At 52.3% G+C, this 24699-nt stretch carries 19 protein-coding genes; 7 read left to right on the forward strand and 12 right to left on the reverse strand.

Annotated elements, in window-relative coordinates; genetic code table 11:
- Positions 1–17 precede the first annotated feature (17 nt).
- The 4 genes from EFB08_RS00405 to EFB08_RS00420 form a co-directional block, all read right to left on the reverse strand.
- Positions 18–434, reverse strand: a complete 417-nt coding sequence (locus EFB08_RS00405; protein ID WP_123124942.1) for a hypothetical protein — start codon at positions 432–434, stop codon at positions 18–20.
- A 119-nt stretch (positions 435–553) separates the two neighbouring features.
- Complete coding sequence (locus EFB08_RS00410) at positions 554–1858, reverse strand: M23 family metallopeptidase (protein WP_227006152.1); 1305 nt, start codon at positions 1856–1858, stop codon at positions 554–556.
- A 165-nt stretch (positions 1859–2023) separates the two neighbouring features.
- A complete protein-coding gene (locus tag EFB08_RS00415; protein ID WP_123124944.1) occupies positions 2024–2281 on the reverse strand; it encodes a hypothetical protein in 258 nt (85 codons plus the stop codon).
- 131 nt (positions 2282–2412) lie between these two features.
- Complete coding sequence (locus EFB08_RS00420) at positions 2413–3243, reverse strand: MOSC domain-containing protein (RefSeq protein WP_123124945.1); 831 nt, start codon at positions 3241–3243, stop codon at positions 2413–2415.
- A 555-nt stretch (positions 3244–3798) separates the two neighbouring features.
- Here EFB08_RS00420 and xseA point away from each other — a divergent pair.
- The 4 genes from xseA to EFB08_RS00440 all read left to right on the forward strand — a co-directional run bounded on the left by xseA (position 3799) and on the right by EFB08_RS00440 (position 7555).
- Complete coding sequence (xseA, locus tag EFB08_RS00425) at positions 3799–5379, forward strand: exodeoxyribonuclease VII large subunit (RefSeq protein ID WP_123124946.1); 1581 nt, start codon at positions 3799–3801, stop codon at positions 5377–5379.
- A gap of 97 nt (positions 5380–5476) precedes the next feature.
- On the forward strand, positions 5477–5689 hold the full coding sequence (xseB, locus tag EFB08_RS00430; protein ID WP_123124947.1) for an exodeoxyribonuclease VII small subunit: 213 nt from the start codon (positions 5477–5479) through the stop codon (positions 5687–5689).
- A 115-nt stretch (positions 5690–5804) separates the two neighbouring features.
- Positions 5805–6656, forward strand: a complete 852-nt coding sequence (locus tag EFB08_RS00435) for a sulfurtransferase (RefSeq protein WP_123124948.1) — start codon at positions 5805–5807, stop codon at positions 6654–6656.
- Positions 6657–6793: 137 nt separating this feature from the next.
- On the forward strand, positions 6794–7555 hold the full coding sequence (locus tag EFB08_RS00440; RefSeq protein WP_123124949.1) for a peptidylprolyl isomerase: 762 nt from the start codon (positions 6794–6796) through the stop codon (positions 7553–7555).
- 709 nt (positions 7556–8264) lie between these two features.
- Here EFB08_RS00440 and EFB08_RS00450 read toward each other — a convergent pair.
- The 4 genes from EFB08_RS00450 to EFB08_RS00465 form a co-directional block, all read right to left on the reverse strand.
- Complete coding sequence (locus tag EFB08_RS00450) at positions 8265–10355, reverse strand: M13 family metallopeptidase (protein WP_123124951.1); 2091 nt, start codon at positions 10353–10355, stop codon at positions 8265–8267.
- Between the two features lie 268 nt (positions 10356–10623).
- Positions 10624–11547, reverse strand: a complete 924-nt coding sequence (locus EFB08_RS00455) for a YihY/virulence factor BrkB family protein (protein WP_165864761.1) — start codon at positions 11545–11547, stop codon at positions 10624–10626.
- A 71-nt stretch (positions 11548–11618) separates the two neighbouring features.
- Entirely contained in the window at positions 11619–12662 is a 1044-nt protein-coding gene (locus tag EFB08_RS00460; RefSeq protein ID WP_123124953.1) for a hypothetical protein, read from the reverse strand.
- Position 12663: 1 nt separating this feature from the next.
- Positions 12664–13014 carry an MGMT family protein gene (locus tag EFB08_RS00465; protein WP_123124954.1) on the reverse strand — a complete coding sequence of 117 codons (351 nt, stop codon included), beginning with the start codon at positions 13012–13014 and terminating at the stop codon, positions 12664–12666.
- 511 nt (positions 13015–13525) lie between these two features.
- Here EFB08_RS00465 and EFB08_RS00470 point away from each other — a divergent pair.
- Genes EFB08_RS00470 through EFB08_RS00480 form a run of 3 tightly spaced genes read left to right on the forward strand, consistent with a single transcriptional unit; the run spans position 13526 to position 19089 of the window.
- On the forward strand, positions 13526–14629 hold the full coding sequence (locus EFB08_RS00470) for an efflux RND transporter periplasmic adaptor subunit (RefSeq protein WP_123124955.1): 1104 nt from the start codon (positions 13526–13528) through the stop codon (positions 14627–14629).
- A gap of 13 nt (positions 14630–14642) precedes the next feature.
- On the forward strand, positions 14643–17744 hold the full coding sequence (locus EFB08_RS00475; RefSeq protein WP_123124956.1) for an efflux RND transporter permease subunit: 3102 nt from the start codon (positions 14643–14645) through the stop codon (positions 17742–17744).
- Between the two features lie 25 nt (positions 17745–17769).
- Positions 17770–19089, forward strand: a complete 1320-nt coding sequence (locus EFB08_RS00480) for a TolC family protein (RefSeq protein WP_123124957.1) — start codon at positions 17770–17772, stop codon at positions 19087–19089.
- A gap of 87 nt (positions 19090–19176) precedes the next feature.
- Here EFB08_RS00480 and EFB08_RS00485 read toward each other — a convergent pair whose 3' ends face one another.
- From EFB08_RS00485 to EFB08_RS00500, 4 genes are all read right to left on the reverse strand, one after another.
- Positions 19177–19695, reverse strand: a complete 519-nt coding sequence (locus tag EFB08_RS00485) for an acyl-CoA thioesterase (RefSeq protein WP_123124958.1) — start codon at positions 19693–19695, stop codon at positions 19177–19179.
- Positions 19696–19728: 33 nt separating this feature from the next.
- Positions 19729–20340: a TetR/AcrR family transcriptional regulator gene (locus EFB08_RS00490; RefSeq protein WP_123124959.1), complete on the reverse strand. Its 612-nt coding sequence runs from the start codon at positions 20338–20340 to the stop codon at positions 19729–19731.
- Between the two features lie 334 nt (positions 20341–20674).
- Positions 20675–21451, reverse strand: coding sequence for a DUF2490 domain-containing protein (locus EFB08_RS00495; RefSeq protein WP_227006153.1), 777 nt, complete (start codon positions 21449–21451; stop codon positions 20675–20677).
- Between the two features lie 224 nt (positions 21452–21675).
- A complete protein-coding gene (locus EFB08_RS00500) occupies positions 21676–24552 on the reverse strand; it encodes a TonB-dependent receptor (protein WP_123125578.1) in 2877 nt (958 codons plus the stop codon).
- Positions 24553–24699 lie beyond the last annotated feature (147 nt).

Below are 24699 nucleotides of genomic sequence, written 5' to 3' on the forward strand. Positions count from 1 at the left end.
TGCTTTTCTGAATCCTTTTATTTAGTGGATTCTGAGGCTGTCAACCAATGCATAGCCGAGGAAATGTCATTGAACAGGGCTACCTGGCAATTAGGAGAGATTCTGCGCTGTAGATCCTGCGCCGTGGTCAGATCATGCATGTCGCGGGAGAGCACCATGGCCAAAAATTGCAGCCCCATTTCTGTGGCCTGAGGCATCCACTCAAACTGCAGCCAGTCATTGGCATCTTCCCACTCGCCGGTTACGTCACTTTTGTCATTCAGGAGCTTGCTGCAGCGTTTCTGCTGTTGCAGGTCCAGGTACATTTTGGCGACCGCCACCACATCATCTGGGTGGATGTGCCCGCTCCATTTAATATAAAACCAATCATGATCTTCCTCATACTTCAGAGAGATGTAGGAATGCGCGCTTGTGACTGCCCAAAGTTCGGCCATAAAAGGTGACTTAAGTTGACATGGTGCCCATAGAAGTTTGCCGATTTTAGTTGTTGTTTGTCAGGTTGAAATACGCTGCTGACAATTGAATGTTCGGCCTGAGCTACTCACTTTGGAGTTTATCGGGCCACTTCGGCGGGAATCCACCCGGTGGTGCCTTGCGGATCCTTCACCAGCCAATAGCCCTCTTGCTTTGCCAGTACCCGAATGGTAGAGTCCGGGGAAAGACTCTTTTGGGCGGCCGATTGGGCCGAGGAAGCCTCTAGCAACGGAGCTTCGCGCTGCAGGCGAACCGCCTGAATGGGTTTATCCAGTGTTTCTACCATGGAAGCAGCCACGTACCCCTGCTGGCCATCTGGAAGCATCACCCGGTACCAGGACCCTGATCCGGCCAGCACCTGCAGAGGCGTGTGTTGGGAAAGCGTGGCCAATGAAGTGGCCTTCGCGGCAGGTGCCAGGCGCAAGGTTGCATTGGATTTTGCAGTGCGCACCCAGTTGCCTAATTTCTTTTCATCGGCTTGCAGCGAGGCGGGTTTGGTCCGGTCTTGATGCACGTACGGGAACGGATCTACCGCGCCCTCACCAAACCTATAAATGCCAAAGTGCAGATGCGGGGCGGTGCTGATGGCATTTCCCGTGTTCCCCAGCAAACCCAAGGTATCGCCAACAGAAACCTTTTGACCAGGCTGCACCAGTTGGCTGTCTAAGTGGGCGTAATAGAGGCTTTGCTGCCGCTTCAGGTCAGAGAGCCACACCACTTTACCGCCTATGGGCGTGATGTTCACCCGGGTCACCACTCCTTCCACAGATGCAACTACCGGGGTATTACGCGCCGCGAAGATGTCAATGCCTTCGTGTTTTCGGGCACCAGCATCGCGGTCCTGACCCCAGAAACTCTGCACCGCGCGGCTGTCTTTGCCCTGCACCGGAAACGCCAGCTGCGGCAAAGTCTCAATGGTTACAGTGTATTGCCCGCTTCTGAGTAACTCGGGTTGAACCCGAAGCAGGTGCGGCAGGTCTTCTTCAATTTCATACTCCAGGCTCTGGGCAGTAGTATCGGCGTAGGAAACCTGTTTGGGTTGGCCCGGATTATCAGGGCTGGCCTCAAAAAGGTCTATAAACACCTGGGGAACCTGCTGTCCTTGGGTCTGTACTTTCACGGCCACTTTCTGGCCTTGCTTTACCGTAAAGCGGTAACTAGCGGCCATAGGTTTATCGGCGGGGAAGTACCCGGTTTCCTTGAAGGGCAAGGTTACGGGCACCGGCTTCTGCAAGGCTTGTTCCCCGGCGGCCACCCATTGCTGTCCCAAACCAGTTTGGTCCAGATTAGCGACCTTCAATCCAGCCTGGTACTTCTCATACGGGGTCTGCTTTTTGAATACCCCCCGCAACGTATTCTGCGGACTACAGGAGGTAATCAACAAGAGGGCACTGGCTACTAGAAAAAAATAAACTCGTGGTTTTATGGAAAAAATAGCAAGCTGCATGGTTGTCAGGTCTTTAAAAAGATAACCCGGTCACGCCAGAGAAGGTTCTATCTGGAGCAACCGGGTTATCATACGCAGGAAATCCTGCCGGGTAAGACTTTTCTATTCTTCTTCTACGCGTTGGTGCGGATGAGAATACCCTCGGGCGGCATCTTCTTCAATAACCTCGTACTGATCTAACATGAGGTTCGGGTTTCCGGAGTTAGTGCCTTTCACAAAGAGCGCCTCAGAGGCTTGATAGATAGCGTAGTTGTGCAACCCGAAAGGAAACAGGTTATTACTGCGGAGTTCTTTGGCAAAGGTCAGGTCGATTTCCTCTCCTCCCAAAGCGGTGACCAGATAGCGGCTATGTTGCGTCATGGCGCGAGACAAGTTTTAAATAAATGCGAATGATATTGGTGTTTTAAGGGCTTTTCAGGAAAACAGCCCTAAAAGGACCGATGCCTGGGTTGGGCTCCGTCTTCACACCGTTGCAAAGTTACAGGAATTGTTTACTCCCCGCTGGAAGTACCACCGGTTTCCATGATGGTAATCCGGTCGCCCACTGAGACCGTACCCGTGGACAAGCCAATCAGGTTCATCCCGAAAATCACTTTGTTACCTTTTTTTTGATAGCCGGTTAGCGTTTTCAGGGGTTCTGCTCCTGCTTGGGCAGTGTCTTGGTTAATGGTGGTCACATTGCAGCGCCCGCAGGGTTTGGCACCGTAAAAGAGGACATCGCCCATTTTAAAGGTTTTCCATTTCTCCTCCACGTACGGCTGTCCGCCGGTGAAAACGAAAGTAGGTCTGAACCGGTTCATAGGCACTGGTTCCTCTAGCCGGCTATTCAGATCGTCCAGGGAGCCCTGCCCGATAATCAGGAACGGATAACCGTCAGCGAAACTTACTTTCTCGTTGTGCTTGGCGTAGTTGGGGTCAATGAGCCGGATGGAGTTCTCGGGCATGTACACCAGGCGGCAGCCAAAGCCAAGGGCCTCAGAAAACCAGGTATCGGCTTCCGGGCTCACAAGAAAGGCAAAACAGATATCGTCCCAGACAGTGACTAGGGTAGAGCGGGTACTCTTGGTTTCATAGGGCACCAGCAGAGGAGCTAAGTCCTTGGTTTTATGGCTCACCACCAAGCCATCAGGCGAGAGGGCCACCTGCAGCAAGGCCATATCGGCAATTTTGCGCTGGGTCAAGAAAATTCCGCTGTCATCAATGAGCATCCAGCGGCGGTCATACTGCAGTCCCCGTTCCTGCACCTGGGCAGAAGTAAGGGAAATGCCACCTAAAGATTTGATCGGGTAAATGTAAATTTCGCTGAGTACTAGTGTTGACATAGGGTTCTTCTGATGTGCGTGCTCTTCCCGCACCAATGGTGCTACCAAAGATAGGAATGATTCTTACAACGCGAAGAGCCCTCCCAAGGATTTGCACTTTTATAATAATCTCACCTGATCTCAGATTTATTTTCGCTTCCTGACGGCTGGCTCCTTTTCGCTCTTACTTTCTCCTTGCCGTATCCTCCCCTACTGGCTTTCCTTCCTCTCCCATTTTCTTCCCCAACTTCTTAAAGGAGACATTACCTTCTTTCTGCTCTGGGTTTTAGGGCTGTTTCTTGAAAACAGGGCTAAAACAAGGACCAATAAAAAGCGGCTTCTTTCGATAGGCGAACCTAACGTCTTCCAATTAAAAATCAAGGCTTTCCTCCTGAGGTAAGTTGACTAGAATCTAAGCAAATTTTCTTTACTTAGAGGAGTGGCAATTTCTTCTGAAAGGCAAAGCCCTGGCTTTCACTAAGAAAGGAAGTAAATTGCTTAAAATTTTAGCCAAAGAATTGGCAGCATTCATAAAAACCGTAATTTAGGAGACTGAAATCAAGAGGAGCGCACGGCATGGGGACATTTTTTCAGAGTAGTAGCGAAGAGATTTCGTTTACCATCAACACCAACAGGCCCTTCACGCTCTATGAGTTTAACCGCCGCCTGCGCGAGGAGATTGAGAACGCCCTCCCGCACCGGTACTGGATCATCGCCGAGATCTCCGAAGCACGGGTGCATCACCAAAGCGGCCATTGCTACCTCACCCTCACAGACAAAGAACCCGGCTCTAAAAGTACCCTCACGGCTCAGGCCCGAGGCACCATCTGGAAACGCCAGTACCAGGAAATCGCCCAGGCTTTTGAATCCCAAACCGGGCATCCGCTGAGGGCCGGGTTGAAAATCCTATTCAACGCCAGCCCGCGGTTCCATGAACTGTACGGGTTCAGCCTGGACATCCACGACATTGACCCTACGTATACGTTGGGCGATTTGGCCCGCCAACGCCAGGAAACCATCACCCGCCTGGAAAAGGAAGGTCTCTTGAAACTCAACCAAAAGCAGGCTTTGCCCGAGGTACCGCAACGGTTGGCCATTATCTCGTCTCCTACCGCCGCCGGTTACCAGGACTTTGTGGCTCAGTTAAGGAACAATCCGTTCGGTTATGATTTCCAGCTTACCTTGTTCGAGGCCAGTGTGCAGGGCATTGAAGCGGTTTCGTCTATCAAAGCGGCGCTCTCCAGGGTGACGCTGCAACGACAGGCCTTTGATGCGGTAGTCATCATCAGGGGCGGGGGTTCCCAAACCGATTTGATGTGCTTTGACCACTATGAATTAGCCTCGGCGGTAGCTCAAATGCCCCTGCCGGTGCTCACCGGTATTGGGCATGAACGCGATGAATCCATCACCGATCTGGTAGCCCATACGCCTTTGAAAACGCCCACGGCGGTTGCCGCCTTCCTTATAGATCGGCTGAACGAATTTGAGGCAGGTATGGAGGAAGTATTCCTGCAGATCAGGGATGCCGCCTCGGCCCTGGCTGTTGCCGCCGAGCGCCGGGTGGCTTTACTGGCCGCTCAAGTGCAGCAAGGCACTAACCAATACCTGCATCGGAGGCAATTCCAACTGGAATGCCAGACCCGCACCTTGTCTGACAAACCGCAGAAATTCCTGACCGAAGAACAGCGGCACGTCATGTGCGAGGAAATACGCCTCACCCACGCCGTGGAACAGCTGCTTCGGGTAAAGGAAACCAAACAACAGAACTACCTGCTACACCTGGAAACCAATACCCTCAAGAAACTGGAAACCGGCCAACGAAAGGTGACCCACGTAGAGCATTGCCTGCAACTATCAGCCAAGCAGCGCCTGCAGAATGCCCAGATGCATTTCCAGAAAAACCAGCAGCGGCTCTTGTATGGCGCCAAAGACCAACTGAAGATCAAAGGCCACCAGCTGCAACTCATGGAAATGGACTTCAAGTCCCATGACCCCGAGATCATGCTCATGCGCGGCTACACGCTTACGTATGTGAACGGCAAACTGCTTCGGTCCCTGGACCAGGTCACCTCCGGCGATCTCCTGCAGACCCGTTTACTAGCCGGTTCTGTCATCAGTAAAGTCACCAAAACCAAAGAACCAGACCTTTTCGATTAATTCAACCTACATAATAAAGGAGGAAATGGAAGACGTCGTTTGACAGCCAACTACCTTTTGGTCCTCTCTTCTCAACCCCCATTTTACTTAAATTGATATGAGCAACATTACCTATAAACAAGCCACACAGGAACTGGAAGCCATCCTGAAAGCCATTGAGAACGATGACGTGGATGTGGATGAACTCACCCAAAAGGTGCAGCGCTCCTCTGAACTCCTGAAACTTTGCAAACAGAAACTGCGGAATGCCGAGGATGCTATCAGCCAGGTTTTCAAGGATATCAACTGCGAAGATCCGAAAACCGAATAATCCCTTCCGCTGTTTCGTGCCTGTTTTTCTTAAAACGGGCCTAAAGTGGCACAGCCTTTAACAACCGCCTCAAGGTCAGAATCAACTTATTTTCTCCACGAAAGCATACCACCTTATGTTATCACCCATCCTGGAACCTGCTGAGTTCGTTTCTTTGCCGAAGGACAAAAACCTTGTTTTAGTGGATGCCCGCCAAGGGCCGGATGCGTTACAGGCCTATCAGAAGGAACACTTAGCCGGAGCCTTGTACGTAGACCTGGAGAAAGACCTCGCCGATGTGCCAGACAACGCTGCCAAAGGCGGCCGCCATCCCCTTCCAGCCATCCAAAAGTTTGCCTCCTTTTTGGGTCAGCTAGGTATTACCCCGGAAACCCAGGTAGTGATTTATGATGACAAAAGCGGAGCGAACGCCGCCGCCCGTTTCTGGTGGATGCTCAAAGCCGTAGGCCACGAGAAAGCCCAGGTTCTGAATGGCGGCTTAAAGGCAGCCTTGGAAGCCGGATTTCCCACCAGCGCTGATACACCTACACCACCTCCTGCTTCCCCTTACCCTGCTTCAGAATGGCAAAGACCCGTCGCCGACATGGAAGAAGTGGCTCATGTAGCTCAAGACAAGAACTATGTGGTCATTGACGTCCGGGACGCTTACCGATATGTGGGGGAAAGTGAACCCATTGATCCGGTGGCAGGGCATATTCCTGGGGCAGTCAATGTCCCTTTGACGGGCAACCTAAAACCAGACGGAAGTTTCCTCTCACCAGCGGAGTTACAGGAAAAATACAGCGCCATCCTTAAAGATGTACCGGCAGAAAATGTACTTGTGCATTGTGGTTCCGGGGTAACTGCCTGCCACACCTTGCTGGCGCTGGAGAGTGCCGGTATTCAGGGAGCCAAACTGTACGTGGGTTCCTGGAGTGAATGGTGCCGCAATAATCGTCCTATAGCGGTTGGCGAGAAAACAAAGTAAACCTGCTTTTAGGCTCTTATTCACAAACTATCCTTAAAACAAGAAGCCCGTTCGTTGTTCAGAGTCGGGCTTTTTTGTGATTCTGCCAAAGGACCTCTAGATTTACCCTCACCAGTACACCCGTAAATCCTGATAAAATGTCGCTGCTTCCTTGTATATCGCTGTCTTGCATAAAGATTTATCTGGTCTTAAGTCTGGGGTTGTTGGGGGCTTGCCAGCAGAAAAAAGAGCAACCAACGTCTACTCAGGCCACCGCCCCTGCCTTCACTCCTACCGTACTTACCCAGGAATTGGTCATAGACACGCTAACCGCCTATGGTCAGGCTCATCCCCACGACACCTTGGTGCTCATCAGCACACCCAAGGGCGACATCAAGATCAGGCTGTACAAAGATACGCCCCTGCACCGGGCCAACTTTGTGCGGTTGGCCAATTACGGCTTTTTTGACAAAACTGTGTTCTTCAGGGTGGAGAAGGATTTTATGATTCAGGGAGGAAGGTCAGATTTCCAGACCATGAAAATAGGTTCCTACAAGATTCCGCCGGAAATTAAGCCGCACTACTTCCACAAACGAGGCGCTGTAGGAATGGCCCGATACGGAGATGAAGAAAACCCTGAGCGGATGTCCTCCAATAAGGATTTTTACATTGTGCAGGGACACAAGCTTCCGGAGTATGAATTACAGGCCAATATCAAGGAATTCAAACTGAACCTTACCCCTGCCCAGAAACAGGCCTACCGTACCATAGGCGGCGCACCCAACCTGGATCAAACTTTTACGGTGATTGGAGAGGTAATTTCCGGCATGGAGGTGGTGGATAGTATTGCTTCGGTTCCGGTAGATCAGACCAAATGGCCGGTGAAGGATGTAGGGATGAAAGTCAGGGTGATAAGGTAAGGTTGGCTTCTCAATTTCCAGGTCTTAATCTTTGTCTATTTTCTGTTCCTGACAAAACCCCTTTTCGCCTGCTTTCTTAAAAATGCTTCTAAATGTTAATTTCCCTTTTGAAGGCACGAAGGGGATGTTTACACCAGCCAATCAGGCTTTTCTTTTCCATTTTAAGCATGTAGAGATCAGGCACCGCCTTGTCTCCAAGGAGTCATCCGCAAGGAACGGATTATATATGGAAGGGCAAGGTGCTGCTCCGCCCCGTTATTGGTGTTCTCACCAACGACCAGAATTGCCTTTCCAATTAGCTATAAGCCTTTACTTTCTAGTTCCTTCTTACCAAGCCTCAAGGCTGCAGCCGCGGACTGCCAGCGTTTGTCACTTTTCTCCCTGATGAGAAAAGTAACCAAAAGAATCAAGAAGAAAAAAACTCGCTGACGCTCAGACAGTCTTTTCTTCACCTCTTCGTACCACTTGGCTGAAGTCTTCTGTTTCATCGCCCACGTAGGCCGTTGCTGCTTAAACCGCTCTTGCGTGCGGCAAGGTGTGACTCGGCCTCACGTAGGCCTTCGTCCCGACCTGCCGCAGGTGATGTGTTTTTATTTTAAATCTGCGCTAATCCATTTTTTCTTTGTGCGGATGCTTTTAAAACAAAAACGCACCTCATGGCTGAGGTGCGTTTTTGAGTTAGTTTGGTGAAAAAGGCTTGGAAATACCATTACCAGATATGCACGCGTTCGGCGTCTGGGCGGTACATTTTGTTGCCTGGGCCACAGTTAAAGGCTTTGTAGAACTGAGGCATGTTAGAGAGCGGTCCGTTGATCCGGAACTGGGCCGGGGAGTGCGGATCAGTCAATACTTGCTGACGAAGAGCGGCTGGCGTGGAGTTGTTGCGCCAGATCTGAGCCCAGGCCAGGAAGAAACGCTGCTCCGGTGTGAAACCATCAATCTTACCCACGTTCTTGCCGGCAATGGCTTTCTGCAGGGCAGTGAAGGCAATGTTCAAGCCCCCAATATCGGCGATGTTCTCGCCCATGGTCAGTTTACCGTTCACAAACACGCTGTCCAAAGGTTGCATGGCGCTGTATTGGCGGTCCACTAGGTCGGTGCGCTCCTTGAACTTGGCTTTGTCTTCGGCGGTCCACCAGTCACGCAGGTTACCTTCCGGATCGTACTGGCTGCCCTGGTCATCGAACCCGTGGGTTAACTCATGCCCGATTACCGCGCCCATTCCGCCGTAGTTCACGGCATCATCAGCGTTAGGGTCAAAGAAAGGAGGCTGCAGGATTCCGGCCGGGAACACAATTTCATTCATGCTAGGGTTGTAGTAAGCGTTCACGGTAGGTGGCGTCATGCCCCACTCAGTGCGGTCTACGGGTTTGCCCAACTTGCTCACGTTATCCCGGAAGCCCCACTCAGAGGCTTGCAATACGTTTTGCAGGTAAGAGGAACGGCTCACGGTCAGTCCGGAATAGGTTTCCCATTTCTCGGGGTACCCGATCTTTACGGCGAAGGCCTTCAGTTTGCCCAAAGCCTGTTGCTTCGTGGCTTCGCTCATCCAATCCAGGTTTTTCACGTGTTCCACGAAAGCTGCCTGTAAATTGTTCACCATTTCCATTGCCTTAGCTTTGGCTTGTGGCGAGAAGGCTTTGTCTACGTACTCCTGGCCCAAGGCTTCGCCGATGGTGGCATCGGTCATGCGCAGGACGCGTTTCCAGCGGGGTTGCATTACTTTGGCGCCGCTCAGGAATTTGCTGTTGAAGTTGAAGCTTTCCTGCACGAAGGCCTGGGGCAGATAAGCCGCAGAGGTGCGGGTCAGGTGCCAACGCAGGTAGGTTTTCCAGTCAGACACGGGAACTGACCCGAGCATGGCATTGGCTTCTTTCAGGAAAGCGGGCTGGCCCACAATCACTTCCTTCACGCCGGTCACGTTCATGTTTTTCAGGAGCGTAGGCCAGTTGAAATTAGGTGTCAGTTTCTGAAGATCGGCCAGGCTCATTTTATTGTAGGTGGCGTGCGGATCGCGCTGCTGCACCCGGGTCATGGAGGCATTAGCCAGGCGGGTTTCCATCTCCACCACTTTGGCGGCGTTCTTCCGGGCAGTGGCCTCGTTGTCGCCTAAGAGTTGGAACATATTGCCCACGTGCTTCAGGTACTCCGCTTTTACGGCCTGCGAACGGGCGTCAGTTTTGGTGTAATAATCCCGATCCGGTAATCCCAGGCCGCTTTGCCCGATGTTCACGATGTACTGAGTGCTGATTTTATCGTCCTGGCCCACGTAGAAGCTGAACACACCGCCGCGGCCCAGCACCTTCAGACGCGCCATAGACTGCAACAGGCTGTTTTTGTCTTTGATGGCGTTGATTCTGTCCAGCTCGGGTTTCAGGGGAGTAAGGCCCGCCTTCTCAATGGAGGCCGAGTCCATGCCGGCGGCGAAGAAATCACCCACCAGTTGGGTAGAAGAACCTTTGGCCGCATTAGTTTCTTTGACTGCGGTTTCAACAACTGCGCGCAACGTGGCATTGTTGTAATCGGCGAGTTCGTTGAAGCTGCCCCAGCCGCTTTCCGAAGCCGGAATGGGGTTGTTTTTCATCCATCCGCCGTTGGCGAAACGGTTGAAATCCTCGCAGGGAGATACGCTGCGGTCCAGGTTAACCATGTTGAGCCCCACACCCTTTACCTCAGGCTCGGCTTGGGTGACGGCCGCCGTTTGGGTAGTGGCCGCCTGTTGCACGGCGGGCTTAGAACATCCGGCAGCTACCACCCCCGTAAAGGCAGAAGCCAGCCAAATTAAATTACTTTTTTTCATAAAGATGTTAATGATTGACAACCAGTTAGCACTTAAGTAGCTGTATTGATTAGCAATATAAACCTACGCCATCCGGAAAGCAAGAAAAAAACAAACGAACGCTTGTAAAATAAGCCCACCTGAACCTTCGATGCAGAAAAACTGAAAGAAAGCTCCCGGTATATGCCCACAAATAGGGAAAAGATCCCAGCCCAAGGAAAGGAATCTTCAGCAGTGGCTTTGAAGGCGTTTTAGTGAAAAGAAGCCGAAAACGGGTTTAGTCCAGACGTTATACAGGAGCCTGGTCGGTCTCGCGCCACTCATAGAAGGTAGCGAAGGATTTGGGGTGCAGTGGCAGTTGTTTGAAACGGGCGTACACCAACGTGAAACAGGCCCCGAAGAAAAAGATCATGGCCGAGTAGAAGATGAACAGCAGTAGCACCACAATGGAGCCAGAGGTAGCGTACAAGGAACCCAGATCGCTTTTGATCAGCACCCGGGCCAGCACCATCTTACCCAGCAGAAACAGAAGGGCCGTTACCGCGGCGCCCACCCAGACCGCACGAGGAGGCATGTGCGCAAACGGCAGAAACCTGAAAATAATGGCAAACCAGGAAGTTTCCACAAACAAGCCCAGAATCCGGTTGAGTACCTGCAGGAGTTGAAGCTGTAATTGCTCATCTACCAGCATATAATGATCGTTCACGAAGGCCAGGGAAGCATCAATGACCAGAAAGGCCAGAAACAGGATTCCGCTGGAAAGGATAATGAGTAACGCCCTGAACCGATTCTTCAGCGCCCCCTTCAGGTGCTGGTGCCCGCGCACTTTGATGTTCCAGAGCTGATTGATGGAGTTCTGCACCACGGTAAACAGGGTGGTGGAGACAAACGTCAGGAAAAGGAAACTCAGGGCGGCAGCCCAACCATTGCCCTGTAAATCCAGGAAATTGGTCAAAATCAATTCAATCTGACCAGCTATGTCCTCCCCTACCAGACTGGTCAAACGGTTAAACAACTCTCCCGTGATCAGGGCATCGTTGAAGAGCACCCCTAGTAAGGAGATAACCAGAATAAGGATGGGCGGCAGGGCGAACAAGGTAAAAAAAGCCACCGACGAGGCTAACCGTAAGGGGTCATTCTGCCGAAACAGTTCAAAGGCATCTATCAATAACCGCAGGGCGGGCTGCACTCTGGAGGTAAGTTGGGAAGGCATAAGAGCAATCATCTGGCCCCATTACGGAAAAAGCCGCTTTATGGCCGATTTTTGGAAAAGAAAGCGAAAACTTACAAATGGCGCACCATGAGTTTGAGCTGCAGCCGAACGATTTCGCCCATGGAAACACAATGCCTGAACTCCTCCACTTTGTGATGACGGGCCAGTTCCTCGCGCAGTTGCTCCACTTTCTCCTGTGACGAAATGGTGTCGCGGCGCATGCAGTCAATCAGGTCTTTCAGACGGTAGCGCGCCGCCCTGATGCGCCGGAAAAGCAGGGTGCGTTCCTCGTTCTGGTACTGCTTCATGGTCTCGGGGTGCAGCAACTGGGTACAGAGCGCCACAATGGGGTTGTTGTCTTTGAAGAACTGGGGCAGGTACATGGTCTTGCGCCCTTCGTAGCTCTGCTGGTCAAAATCGATGGGCCTAACGCGGTACTGCTCCTCCTCAAAATCGGGGGTCACTACCACCACATAATTATAAGAGCGCATATCGCCCAGGAGCAGGGCAAAGCAGCGCTCGTTGAACTTCACGAACTCCTTGGCCAGACGTACCCGGTTCAGGTTGGGCCTACTCAGGTAGTGCTTAATGAACTCATCGCCGGGGATGCCCGCAATGTGCTCTTCTATGAGGGAGGCCCCGGACACCAGGTAGTTGATGCGGTTAGGTGACAGCACGTGCTCCAACTCCAGCCCGTAAATACGCGAGGCATCGGCTTTCTTGAAGTAAAAGTAATCGTAGTTGTCATTGAGCAGGTTCACGATCCGGATGCGGAACGGATTGGAGTTCCCGAAGGTGCAGTAGTCTACCCGCTGCACCGAGAGCTGCTCTATGAGACTCTCGTTTCCGCCTGATTTCAGTTGCACGTAGATGCGGGTGAGTCCTTCGTAGATTTCGTGCATCTGGCTCTGGTCATAGACCACGGTTTGCCAAAGGGTGTCCTGGCCCCAGCGGTCATACAGCGGGTAGGCATCGGTGAAGTGCAGCAGATCCTGGTAAGTAATGGCCAACGGCGCGGCGCGGTCGTACTCGCGCAGGTACCGTGCCAGAGGCTCGGTGACCGGGTAATGCTGCTTTTTCTTGGAGATGTTGTTGAGGTCTACCGTGGGTATCATATTACAGCAGTTCTTTGGCGGGATCCCAGAAAAGTCTCTCAAAATCCTGCACCTGGTCGTCTTTGATCTTGATTCCCTCGCTTTCCAGGTGCGCCTGCATGGCGTCATACGACTCAAAGTGTTGTTTACCGGTGAGCATGCCGTTACGGTTCACCACCCGGTACGCCGGAATGCCGTGCTGGGAGTGAGAGGCGATAAGCGCCCACCCCACCATCCTGGCCGATCCTTTGGCTCCCAGGTAAGACGCAATGGCTCCGTAAGAAGTCACCCGCCCCGGCGGAATGAGTTTTACCACTTCATAGACATCCTGGAAAAAGTTCGTCCGTTTTTCGGAGGCATCGGTTTTAGGCATCGGTTCTATAGATTAGGGCATCCTCTTACGGAAAGCAACCCGCAAGGAATCCAGATTTTTTTCTGGCTGCGGTTAAACCTTCCGGGCGTTTTCAGGTCTAAATTCTAAAAATAGACAAAAAACACGATAAATTTACCTTCTGCCGTTGGTTGGAGCTTCTGCTTCCGGCCCGGGCAGCCTGTTCGCATTTATACTAGTGTCCGTTAAGACCAGAATGAAAAACATGCTTCTCACCCCCTTGAAAGCTCTGTCTCTGAGCGAATTCCGGTTACGTTTATCCAAGCCCATTAGGCGGCAGAGGTTCTTGCCGGGCTGCAGCTAACCGGGAGTTTTGCGGGGAGCAAGAGCCGTTTCCTTTCACTTCCATATTCTACTTCTTTTCCGCAGGAGGAAACTACCGGCAATAGGTTTAGGTTATATCACCTATACCAAGGCCCTCCTCGGAAACTTAAACCAACCAAAGTCACCACCTGTTTCACACAAACGAGAGAGTTTTAGTATTACCAATTCTATGAAAATAAAACACATTGTCTATGCGCTGCTTATCCTTGGTTTCGGGGCTTTAGTGTATTACCGCATTTCCAGCAACAAAGAAGCAAACGGAGGCGGACCAGGAGGGGCTGGCGGAGCCGGAAGAGGGCCAGGTGGCCCCGGCGGCGCAGGTGCTCCAACCATGCGGGTCAGCGGCATAGTAGCCACTCCAAAGGAATTCGCCAACTCGCTATCCGTGACGGGTTCCATTGAAGCCAACGAACAGATTGAGGTGAGAGGTCAGGTTTCCGGTCTGGTGCGCGGCATTTACTTCACTGAGGGTGGAAACGTACGCAAAGGACAGGTGCTGGTGAAGATCGATGACTCTGAGTTGCGCGCCCAACTGGCCCAGGCGCAGACGCGCCAAACGCTGGCCGCCGAGAACGAGCGCCGCGCCCGCTTGCTGCTGGAGAAAGAAGCCATCAGCCGCGAAGAATACGACGTAGCCCGGGCCGAACTTAAAACCGCCCAAGCGCAGATTCAGTTGGTTCGCGCCCAGTTGGCAAAAACCTCTATCACCGCTCCGTTTGCCGGGAAAGTAGGTTTGAGAGCCGTTTCTTCGGGTAGCTATCTTTCCCCAGAAACCGTGGTCACCAATTTGGTGAGCATCAACCCCATAAAAATCACCTTTGCCGTGCCGGAAAAATATGCCGGCCAGGTAAAATTGAATACGGAACTGACGTTTACGGTAGCAGGAACCAACGAAAAATACACCGCCAAGGTCTATGCCATTGAACCAAGCATTGCCGCCGCTACCCGCACCTTGCAGTTACGCGCCCGCGCAGATAACTCAAGCGGAAAGCTGATGCCAGGTTCCTTTGCAAACATTCAGTTGCCGCTTACGGTTATACCAGACGCGCTCCTGATCCCTACGCAGGCGGTGGTTCCGGTACAGAACGGTAAAAAAGTGTTCATCACCGAAAACGGCAAAGCCAAGGAGGTGATGATTGAGACCAGTACCCGTACCGAGAAAGACCTGCTAGTGACCTCCGGCCTGAGCGCCGGCGATACCGTGTTAACCACGGGTGTGATGTCTTTGAAAGCCGGCAGCCCGGTGAAAGTGGCCTTGGCGAAAGAATTATAATTTCTGTTTTAACATGAGTTTATCCACCACAAGCATAAAACGGCCCGTCTTCACGATCGTGCTCAACCTCCTGCTCATGCTGTTCGGGGTGATTGGGTACACGTTCCTGGGGATTCGGGAATACCCTTCCATTGACCCGGCTATCGTGTCAGTGAGCACCAGTTACTCCGGTGCCAACTCTGACATCATTGAGTCGCAGATCACTGAGCCACTGGAGAAGGCCATCAACTCCATTGACGGTATCCGGAACATTTCCTCGTCCAGTAACCAGGGAAGAAGCAACATCAACATTGAGTTCAACCTGGAGAAAAACCTGGAAGAGGCCGCCAATGACGTACGCGACAAAGTATCGCAGGCGGTAAGAAGCCTTCCAGAGGACATTGATGCGCCACCCGTTGTTTCCAAAGCCGATGCTGACTCTGAGCCGATCATCACCATGACCGTGCGCAGCGAAAAGCGGGATGCGCTTCAGCTTTCTGACTACGCCGAGAACGTGATTTCCCAGCGCCTGCAAACCATTCCGGGCGTGAGTAGCATCCAGATCTGGGGGCAGAAGCGCTACGCAATGCGTTTATGGCTCGATCCTATGAAACTGGCCTCCTACGGCTTAACCGTAGCCGATGTCCGCACGGCCCTGAACCGCCAGAACGTAGAACTACCTACCGGTAAAGTGAGCGGCCAGAACACCGAGCTAACGGTAAGAACCTTAGGAAACCTGTCTAACGAGCAGCAGTTTAATGACCTGATCATCTCTTCTGAAGGCGAGACCATTACCCGTTTCAGTGACATCGGGCGGGCCGAGCTTGGCCCTGAGAACCTGGAAACCAAGATGACGGAATCTGGCGTGCCCATGGTGGGGATGGCGATCATTCCGCAGCCGGGTACCAACTACCTGGAGATTGCCGGTAACTTCTATGAACAGTTCGATAAGCTCAAGAAAGAGCTGCCAAGTGACCTGGTGCTGAACATTGCCATGGACAACACCGTCTTCATCAAGAAATCGGTGACCGAAGTAGCCGAGACCATCCTCATTGCCTTGGTGCTGGTAATCCTGATCATCTACCTGTTCTTCCGTGACTGGGGCATTGCCTTCCGTCCTTTGATTGACATTCCGGTGTCTTTGATTGCCACTTTCTTCATTATGTACCTGGCCGGCTTCTCCATCAACGTTCTTACCTTGCTGGCCATCGTGCTGGCGACGGGTCTGGTGGTGGATGACGGAATTGTGGTCACCGAGAACATCTACAAAAAGGTAGAGGAAGGCATGTCGCCCATTGAGGCAGCCATCAAGGGTTCCAATGAGATTTTCATGGCCGTTATTTCTATCTCCATCACCTTGGCGGCGGTGTTCCTGCCGGTAATTTTCCTGGAAGGTTTCGTGGGCCGATTGTTCCGGGAGTTTGGGGTGGTGATCGGCGCAGCGGTGTTGATCTCGGCTTTCGTGTCCCTGACCTTAACGCCCATGCTGAATGCCTATCTGATGAAAGGTGGCGAGCAAAAGAAGTCTAAGTTCTACAACTGGACCGAGCCGATGTTCCAACGCATGAACAGCGGCTACGCCGAGGCCTTGGCCAAGTTCATGAAACGCAAGTGGCTCTCCTTCCCTATTATCTTCGCCTGTTTGGGATTGATCGTTCTATTCTACATGACGCTGCAGAAGGAGACGGCCCCTTATGATGACCGCAGCATGCTCCGCATCTCTGCTACCGCTCCTGAAGGTTCTTCTTATGAATACATGGAGCGTTTCATGGAGGAGCTGACCCGCGTGGTAGAGGATTCTGTACCTGAGAAACAAGTGAACCTGGTGATTACCTCGCCTGGGTTCGGGGGCTCTGGGTCGGTGAACAGCGGTATGATGCGTTTGGCCCTGAAACCGCAGGAAGAGCGCAACCGCTCCCAGAAAGAAATTGCTGATCAGCTTTCAAAGGTGGTTCGCCGGTTTCCTGAGGCCAGAACCAACGTGATTCAGCAGCCTACCATCTCGGTAAACCGCCGGGGCGGACAACCCATCCAGTACATCATTCAGGCGCCTAACTTCCAGAAACTACAGGAGAAAATCCCGCAATTCATGGAAGCCGTGAACAACGACCCTACGTTTGTGATGGCCGATGTGAACCTGAAATTCAACAAGCCCGAGATCAACATCTCTATTGACCGCGAGAAAGCCCAAAGCTTAGGCGTATCGGTGATTGACGTGGCGCAGACCTTGCAGTTGTCTTTGAGTGGCCAGCGTTTTGGGTACTTTTTGATGAACGGACGCCAATATCAGGTGATGGGTCAGTTTGATCGCCCAGACCGCAACGACCCCATGGACTTGACTTCGCTTTTCGTGCGGAGCTCTACCGGCCAATTGATTCAGTTGGATAACCTGGTGACCATGGAAGAGCGCAGCAGCCCGCCGCAGTTGTACCACAACAACCGGTATCTGTCGGCGACGGTATCCGCGGGTCTGTCCCCAGGTAAAAGTATTGGTGACGGAATCGAGGCCATGGACCGCATTAAAGCCCAGGTTCTGGACGATACCTTCTCTACTGACCTTGGTGGTGAGTCCCGTGACTTCGTGGAAAGTGGTTCTAACACCATGTTCGCCTTCGGGTTGGCTTTGCTGCTGATTTACCTCATCCTGGCCGCCCAGTTCGAGAGTTTCATCGATCCGTTCATCATCATTTTGACGGTTCCAATGGCGGTAGCCGGCGCGATGCTTTCTTTGTGGCTGTTCGGGCAGACCTGGAACATTTTCAGCCAGATAGGCACCATTATGTTGATTGGGTTGGTAACCAAGAACGGTATTCTGATTGTGGAATTTGCGAACCAGTTGCGCGAAGAAGGTAAGTCGAAGATGGACGCCATCCTGGAAGCCTCTGAAGCCCGTCTGCGCCCTATTTTGATGACCAGTTTGGCCATCGCCCTTGGCGCCTTACCCATTGCCATGGCCTTGGGAGCGGCCGCGCAGAGCCGGATAGGCATGGGGGTTGTGATTGTGGGCGGTACCATCTTCTCGCTGGTGCTTACCCTGTTCATCATTCCGGCCATTTATTCCATGTGGTCCAAAGAGCGCAAACACCATCCAGAGTTTGACCACATTGAAGAGTACGAGAAAGCAGTGGCCCACTAATTAATTGTTCGAAGAAAATCCTTTTATGCTACAATATAGATTTGGTCTCCTGAGTCTTTTCCTTTTCAGCTTGTTCTTTGGGGCAACGGAGGTAAAAGCTCAGGAGCTATTAACCCTGGAAGACGCTGTCAGAATTGCGTTGGAAAGAAATTACGACATTAAGCTGTCTGCCAACGACCGCCGGATTGCAGAGAATAACGTGACCCGCGGCAACGCTGGCATGTTGCCCAACGTGACCGGAAACTTAACCAATAACAGAACCATCCAGAATAGCAGCCAAACCCGCGCCGATGGCCAAGTAAATGAGGTTAGCTGGGGCCAAGGATCAAGCTTAAGTTACGGTGTGGGCCTGAACTGGACCGTTTTCAACGGCTTTGCCATGTTTGCCCGCTACGAGCAGTTACAGGAACTGCAGAAATTGGGGGAAACAAACTTACAAGGAACAGTGCTGGCCCGCGTGGGCGATGTCATGAGCACGTTCTACGAGTTGGTTCAACAGCAGCACCAATTACGGGCATACGATACGGCTATTTCGCTATCCCGCCTGCGGGTGACCACTGCCCAGAACCGGTTCGAGATCGGGAAAGCGGCCCGCCTGGAAGTACTTAACGCCCAGGTAGACTACAACACCGATACCACCAATTTCCTGCGTCAGCAGGAGTTGTACCGCAACACCCAGATCAGGATGAATGAGTTACTGGTGCGCGATGTGAGCATTCGGTTTACCGTTCCTGATGACATCCTGATCGATGACCAACTCACGCTGGAAGGTCTGTCAGCGCAGGCGGCTCAGATGAACCCGTCTTTGAAGGCCGCCGTTCTCAACCGCCGCATTGCCGAACTAGATGCCAAACAGGTACGCGCTAACCGTTTCCCGGTCGTTGGAGTGAACACGGGGTACAATTTCAACCGTAACCGTTCTGCCTTGGGTTTCTCCACCCTTTCCACCGGAAACGGTCTCACTTACGGAGTTTCTGCCTCGGTACCTATCTTCAGCGGGTTCAACCAGCGCCGGAACGAGCAGAATGCCAATATTCTCATCAACAGCGCCCAGCTGCAGTATGAGCAGATAAACCAAAACATCAACGCTCAGTTAGCCTCGGCTTACCAGACCTACCAGACCAATCTGAGCTTGGTTAGATTGGAGGAAAACAACCAGCGCATTGCCCGCCAGAACCTGGACATCACCATGGAAAAATTCAGGTTGGGCAGCATCACTACCGTAGAGGTACGCGATGCCCAGCTCAACTACGTGAACGCCACTGTTCGGTACAGCAATGCGCAGTACCTAGCTAAAATCGGGGAAGTGGCTTTACGTGAAATCGCGGGTACCTTAAACTTCTAGATCTTCCTTATTTCCTTTAAAGCGTTTGGGGGCTGTTTTCGTGATAACAGCCCCCAAACGCTTTTTTAGTTTCATTTTGCACAAAGCCTATTGGGCACTTACGGTCTTCATCTGCTCCCGAAGCTGCTTGACACGGTCTTCAAAAAGAGCCGGTGTTTCCTCCTTCACCACTACTTCTTCGAACAACTCCATCAATTCGGGTTCATGGGTGGCCCGGGTGGTTTTACGCACATCAATGTAAACGAACTTCGTCCAGAGCACGGCTTTTAGCTTCTCCTTTTTCTCGTCCAGCATCAGGTGCTCCACCAGCATGCTGCTATCGGTCACCTGCCGGATGCTGGTTTGGATGGTCACCAGTTCCCGCACCATGGCGGGTTGCAGGTACACAATCTGGTTCTGCCCCACGACCCAGGCTCTGCCCGTCTTCCGGAAGAAGGCGTGAATGTCTAAGCCGTAGGCGGCCTCCACCTGGTCTTCGCGCTCGTTCTGAAAGTAGTTGAGGAAGGCGCTGTTGTTCAGGTGCCCGAATGGATCGCAGTGATCGAAACGGATGCGGGTCTGGCTTTCCAGTACGGTTGGCTTGGGAGAAGAAGTTTTTGGAATCATAGTTTTAGAAGGTATCAAGGAAAAGAAGGAAAATCAGAAAGGGCCCAGTTCCATTTGCAGCCAGCGTTCCAGTTGGTCTAACACGGTTTGGAGAGGCTTTTCATCGCCGTAAGCTTTGGCCAGCAGAATGCCGCCCTCTACGGTGGAAATGAAAAATGTGGCAATGGCCTGGGTGTCGGTGGAAGGATGGAATTGGCCTTGCTCTTTGCCGAGCTCAATCAGGTTGCGCACGCCTTTGTGCAGGCGGTTCAAGACCCGAACCACCCGCTCGTGCAGGGCCGGTTGGTTGTCATCGGCTTCCACAGCGGTATTCAGCAGAGGACATCCCCCGGCAATAATGGGATTTGAAAGGTAAGTGCGGTAGAAATCCAGTAAAGCCCTCAACCGTTCGCCCGCTTTCTCATACGGAGCCATAGCGTTGCCCACCCGATCAATCAAGGTCTGCGCCGCAAACTCAAAAGCCGCCACGGCCAGTTCTTCCTTGCTGGAGAAATGCCCGTAAAGGCAGCCTTTAGTGACACCTGTCGCCTCTATCAGGTCCTGATAAGAGGTTCCTGCGAACCCTTTCTGGTTGAACAGCACCGCAGACCGTTCAATGATGTGTTGGCGCGTCCGCTCTGATTTGGTGATCTGGGCCTGTTTCATGGAGCTAAATAAACCAATTGGTATATTATCTCCAAGATAAATCGGAAAAGATTCTGAAAAGGCATTTCCCGGATGCTCCGGAATATTCAGCCACTGTCGCTTGCTTTTTAATGGAATAAAGCCGTTTAGGTAAAAGGAGCCTTAAAACTGAACTAAACAAACGGCACCGAACGAATAAAAAAGTGGCGGACATGTAGGATGCCGCCACAGTAAGGAACTCTCATTTAAACCTTCTGGCGGCCTTCCCCGATCTTTGGGGTACTGAAATCGGCTCACCTTTTATCAGATTGCAGCTTCTTAAGCCTTCAGGAAAGGAAACAAAAACTGCCCCTTTTTAACTTGCCGGAGGCACCACTTTCGGTTTTCTGAAATCCAGGTTCTGGAAGAAGAAGAGCCGAAGGGCGTGGGTTTTGAAGTAGCGGTTGCCAGCTGCCTGTTGCTGAAAAACCTGCATGTAGCCTAATTGAGCATTCAACCCTTTGGTGAACTGATACCCCACACCCCCGAAAAGGCGGTTCTGGTCCAAATAGTTGTAGACGATCTCCTTCCCGAAATTCAGGTGTACCTCATCGTTCACCACCAGGAACGGAACGCCGGGGGCAATGGCATCGGAGGTGAGGGGCACCATCAGGGCAATCATGTACCGTACGCGGTAGTTGAAATGGTAGCCTTTCTGTAAGGCATCATTGGCGATGTTGCGGTTGAAGCGCTCTTCCAGCCGCACCCATTGGTTTGTCTGCAGCCGCTTGCTTTTCCCTGACCAGTTAATCTGTTGCCAAAACCGGTGCTCGGGCCGAATCGTTTCCTCTTCGGCCGAGGCAGGCCAATGGGCGGCATACGCGTACCCTACCGTGAACCGGGTATGATCTGAAATATGGTAGGTAATACCGGGCCGCACAATGGCGGTGGCCCAGCGGTCCATGAAATCGTTACGGCGGGCGTGTAGATCCAACCAAAGGGAAAATTTATCCGAGATCCGGGTTTGGTTGAAATAGCCCAACCACACCTGGTCACGATCTGTTATCTGTTTCTCGGGGGTTTGCGCCCACCCTTTCAGAGGCAAGCAAAAACAAGCCAACAGCAAAAGAAGGGGCGTAAATTTCTTCATCATAGGGTAGGTTTAAGGCGAAATTGAAGAAAGTGCCGATCACTTGGGAAACCAATAGCTATGTGTCCTCGCGAAAGCACGGCCGTAGGGAGGCCGAGTCCTCCCGCGTTGTTTTATGCTTGTTTTGAGAAAATCAGCTTAAGAACAACTCGAAACAAATGTCAGCCAAATAGATTCAGAGGAAAGAAAAAGGGGAACTGGAAAAATGCTCCCCTTTTCACTTGATATTATTTGGCTAGCAACCCATCAACCGTTAGGGCCACGTAGTAGAGTCCGCCAATGGTTGGCCCTGCGGCATACTGGATGAAGCGCTGGTTGAAGATGTTGGTACCGCCGGTTTTGATGGTGATTTTGCTCTCGGGTACCCGGTAGGTAACCTGGGCATCTACGGTGCTATAAGCTGGTACTTTCCCGTTGGCCAGCGGACTCTCCCACAGGAATGATTCCTGCCAGCGAAACACCACATTAAAGCCAAGGTTCTTCAAAATCTCCCGGTTCCCGATGGATACGTTAGTAATCCAGTTAGGCGTGTTGAAGGCCGTCACGAAGATGTCTTTTTCTTCGTTGGTTTTAATGGCGTTGTAGTTCACGTTCCCGGACAAGGTGAATTTCTGGTAAAAGTTGTAGGTAAGACCCAGCGAGGAGCCGTAGTTGTTGTACTTGTTTTTAGCGTTGGTGTACACGCGGTAGCGGGTCTGCTGCCCATTGCGGTTCGCCGCGAGCATGGCAACCACAGCTTCGTCTGTGCCTACCTGCACTGTATTGCTCTTAGGAACCGCTACTTCCACCTGACCCAGGAACCCGTCATACACGTTGGTATACGCATCAATGTCCAGCACCAGTTTATTGTCAAACAACACGCTCTTGTAGCCTACCTCAAACGAGTTGATCTGCTCTGGCCTGGTAGCGGATAGGCTGGTAATCTGCAGCACCTGCCGGTTCTTCAAAGCGGCTTCGTTGGCGGTGAGGCCGGCGGTCACGTCTTTGTTCACAGCCGCATTGAATTCATTCACCGAGGCCAGCGTGTAGGAATTGTCCAGGTAACCCAGGCCCTCGTTGATGTAGGGCAAGCCCCCTACGCGGCGCACATTCCCGTTGTTCACGTAAGACACAGCCTCAAAAAGAGCCGGGAACCGGAACCCGTTCTGGTAAGACACCCGGAAGTTGTGCGACTCCGACAAGGTATATACCGCCGCCACCCGGGGGTTCAACTTAGGATCGAACTCAGGGTTATAGTCTACCCGTAGCGACCCGAACAATTTTAATCTATCTGCCAGGAATGTCTTGGTCAACTGCGCAAACGCCCCAAATTTCTTGTAGTACACATTATTGCCGCCGGGCTGGGTACGCTGCTCAATAGGACGTGAGAAATCCACGAAGTTGTTGCCGTCTGGGATGACTTCGTACACGCGGGCATCGGCACCTACTAGTAGGTTGGCGAACTTGATCTGGTCAGCAAAATCCCACTGGGCATCTGTGTGGTACAGGCGGCTTTTCTGGGTGAGCAAGGCACCACCGGTGGCCGGGGCTCCCGCAATCACTTTGCCGTGATCCCAATTGTTGATGCCTCTGATGGTGTTCTTGAGCGCGTTGAACTCAGGAGTGCCGGGCTGTACCCGACCAGCATCGGCGGCCTGACGGGCCAGGAGCATGGCCGCGGCCAGATCGGTGCCGGCATCCAGTTGGGTTTGCAGGGCAGTTTTGTACTTAGCGCCCCACTCGCTGTTAGAGCCTCCGCTAGTAATGTCCAGGTTGTCTACCATAGGTTTCACGTTATACGAATCGCCGGTATTCTCCAGTGAAACATAAGACCGCAGGAAGTAATTGGCGCCTTTCAGCTCCAGCCGATGGTTCTGAACCACCACGTTATCCAGCTGAATCTTGTTTCCACGCTGGAAAACCCCGTCCATTTTCCCGATTCGGTAGCCGTAGGAAAGCTCGGCGTTGTCGCTGAGGCGGTAGTGGAGAGACGCGTCGAATTTAAGGTTGTCTACCCGCGGGCTCACCACGTCTTTTTCCCAGTACCCGGTCCGGCGCACCAGAAAGGTCTGGTTCTTGCCGCCATACTGCACCCCACTGATGGTCACGGCATTGTTGTTTTCGTCACCATACTTGTTCCAGGCATCATACGCCGGGTTGTTGGCCCCGCTTAGTTCAGGGAATAAGGGGTTGGCGGTGTTCAGGTTGTTGGGGTTCTGGTCGGTGGCAGTATTAGAGCGCCAGTCGGTGCCGTTCATGTAGCTGGCGTTGACTTTGAAGGCGAAGTTGTCGTTCAAAGCTTTGGCATAACGCACCGCCACCTCAGAAAGGATGCTAGGCTCAGCGTCAATGCCGTCTACGTGGTTCACGCCGGTTTTCTGGTACACGCTCAAACCTTGGTACAGGAAAGGACTTTTGGTGATGAGGTTGGCCATGCCGTTGATGGCGTTCATGCCGTACAGCGCAGAGGCCGCACCCGGGGTAATTTCCACGCTTTCAATGTCCAGCTCGGTTGGCCCGATGGCATTTCCCAGCGGCACACCAAGGGTAGCGGCCTGCATGTCTACACCATCCACCAACTGCATGAACCGGAAGTTGTTAGGGATGTTGAAACCCCGCGTATTAGGCACCTTGAAGGTAAGGCTGCTGGTGGTCATCTGTACACCTTTCACGTTCTCCAAGGCGTCATAGAAACTGGGAGCAGGCGTTTCCTTGATGGCCCGAATGTCTAGTTTCTCGATAGCCACCGGCGATTTCAGGATGCTTTCCTCTACCCTGGATGCCGTCACCACTACTTCTTTCCCCAGAAGGGTTTGGGTTACCAAGGCAATATCCAGACGGGAACCGGGTTCGGTGATGGCAAACTCCTGGGGTTGGAACCCTACCAAAGACACGACCAGCGTGAAAGGAAACTTCAGGCGGGTTTTAAGACTGAAACTCCCGTCCAGGTTGGTAGCGGTTCCGGTCACGGTGCCCCGCACGTACACGCTCACCCCGGGCAGCGGTTCTTTACTCGCCTGGTCGGTTACTCGGCCGCTGATCTCCACCAGGTTCGTTTCCTGGGCTTTCAGGGCAAAAACCGGAAAAGTGAATATAAGGTATATAAGTAGAATTCTGATTTTCATATAGTTGTAAGTAAAAGAAATAAACAAGATAGGCGAAGTGGTGGGTTAGCGACAACAACAGCAGGGTTGCGTGAGGGAGCCGCACATTCGTGTTCTTTGGTTAGCTTTTACTACAGCTGATTTCATCTTCTTGTACTTTGTTTTTGT

Origin of the sequence: Rufibacter latericius, from assembly GCF_003721515.1 — a bacterium.
Lineage (GTDB): Bacteria > Bacteroidota > Bacteroidia > Cytophagales > Hymenobacteraceae > Nibribacter > Nibribacter latericius.